Genomic DNA, 1,782 nt, shown 5'->3' with positions numbered 1-1,782 from the left:
GCCCTCGCCAAGTCCACTTCCTTCTGATGTTTCTGTCCATACAGAAAACTCAGCGCATACACTTTCTTAAATTCACGTTTTGCCCAAAAGAGGCAAGTGGTCGAGTCCTGCCCGCCACTGAATACCACCAAAGCAGTGTCCCTATTCATCTTGTTAAAAGCCTCTCCCCTTGCCCTCCCCCGTAGGGAGGGAGGGAAACAGAGAGGGCATTGCTAATTATTTGTTTGACATAATAACTGATTTCCCCTCACTACGGGTAAGGGGCTTTAAATATCGCCTATTTTCCATACTTTATAGGAGATGCCTTCATCATAGACATCACTACCGTCTATCCGCTTAATAGCTTTTACCACACGGATAGTCACAGGCAGTATCAATACCTCGTACATGGACTTCAGCAGAATCTGGATACACATCATCACCAGCAACTCCCGCCATGCAATGATTCCTCCGAACGCCACCGGAAAGAAAATCAACGAGTCTGCCGTCTCACCAACCACCGTCGACCAAATGGCACGTGCGGAGAAATTACGCCCGTTGCTTGCCAGTTTCATGCGGCTCATTACGTAGGCATTCAGAAAAGAGCCCACCAAGAATGCCGTCAGACTGGCTATGACAATACGGGGCGCCATTCCAAAAACAAAATTGAAATGCGCGGCACCATCCCAGAAAGGGGCGGCAGGCAACGCCACGGCTATCAGTCCCAGCATTACCACAAAAAAGTTCATGGCAAAACCGCTCCAGATAATCAGGCGGGCTTTACGAAAGCCCCAAACCTCGGCTATGCAATCGTTGATAATATAAGAAATCGGGAAGACCAGCAATCCGGCTGTTACGGTAATACCAAAAACCTGGATAACTTTAGTCTCAAGAAGATTGGCTGCAATCAAGCATACATTGAACAGAATGCCCAGCAACATAAAAGGTACAGATACTTTTTGTTTCATACTCCTGTTTTTTACGTGGTGTTCTAGAATACACGACCGCTATTCACGGCATCATACATTTTAAATCCGGTTGCAAAGGTACAACAAGTTTTGCAAATGAACAAACAACATATATTTTAACTAAATCCCAAGCAAGACAAAGCTCCTTTTTTTTATTCGAAGTAATTACAGACAGTGCATATTTAGTTAACGAGACTTAAATAAGATTTCCCAAACCAAGAATATTATTTACAATAGTTTTAAAAAACATAAACCAATAGCATAAAAATCAATATATTAACTGATTTTAGCACAAAATCAAAAACATGCAACCAAGTTTGCTCTCAAACAAGATTTCATTCACGCAAATTTCTTAAGCAAATAAAATAATGGACAACATATTTTAATACATACGATTCTATATTTTAAATAATGAAAATTAGGATTATATTTGATAACAACAATCCGGAAGCTCTGGAAAGCACATTGATATTAACCAAGAATATACCATATTATATATAGTAACCTTAGAAAAACAATGAATGCCTATGATTTACCCGAAAGCCCCAAGACACTATTAGTGTCATCTTCTATTCAACCTATTTATTTTGAGATCCATTAGCTTAAACAAAAAACATCTATTATGAATGAAAATCGTAAACGAGGAACATCGAACAACAAAATCCTCACAGCAATTGCCATCGCCTCCCTATTTATAGGAAGCAGCAAAATCATGGCAATAGAGACCTACTCGGAAAATTCATTCGGAGTGACAGAACAGATGCAGGCACAAACAGCCCGCGGTATTGTTGTCGACCAGAATGGAGAGCCTATCATCGGAGCAAGTATCTTGGAA

2 protein-coding genes and 1 pseudogene are annotated in these 1,782 nt (G+C 40.6%); 1 reads left to right on the top strand and 2 read right to left on the bottom strand.

Annotated features, from left to right (window positions below):
- Both ABUA47_RS22885 and ABUA47_RS22880 read right to left on the bottom strand, forming a co-directional pair.
- Positions 1–128: pseudogene (locus ABUA47_RS22885) on the bottom strand (7-cyano-7-deazaguanine synthase); the annotation flags it as partial.
- A gap of 138 nt (positions 129–266) precedes the next feature.
- Positions 267–947, bottom strand: a complete 681-nt coding sequence (locus tag ABUA47_RS22880; protein WP_005831504.1) for a queuosine precursor transporter — start codon at positions 945–947, stop codon at positions 267–269.
- Between the two features lie 622 nt (positions 948–1,569).
- Between ABUA47_RS22880 and ABUA47_RS22875 the strand changes: the two genes are divergently transcribed.
- On the top strand, positions 1,570–1,782 hold a 213-nt coding region (locus tag ABUA47_RS22875; RefSeq protein ID WP_349832111.1), incomplete at its 3' end, for a hypothetical protein.

Source organism: Bacteroides sp. RTP31139st1_H2_RTP31139_211217 (assembly GCF_040227615.1).
Classification (GTDB): Bacteria; Bacteroidota; Bacteroidia; order Bacteroidales; family Bacteroidaceae; genus Bacteroides; species Bacteroides uniformis.
Note: the sequence above shows the minus strand (reverse complement) of the source record. Positions and strands in the feature narration are given on the sequence as shown.

Coding starts and splice junctions, on each gene's coding strand:
- ABUA47_RS22880 (WP_005831504.1), bottom strand. CDS start 947: ATGAAACAAAAAGTATCTGTACCTTTTATGTTGCTGGGCATTCTGTTC.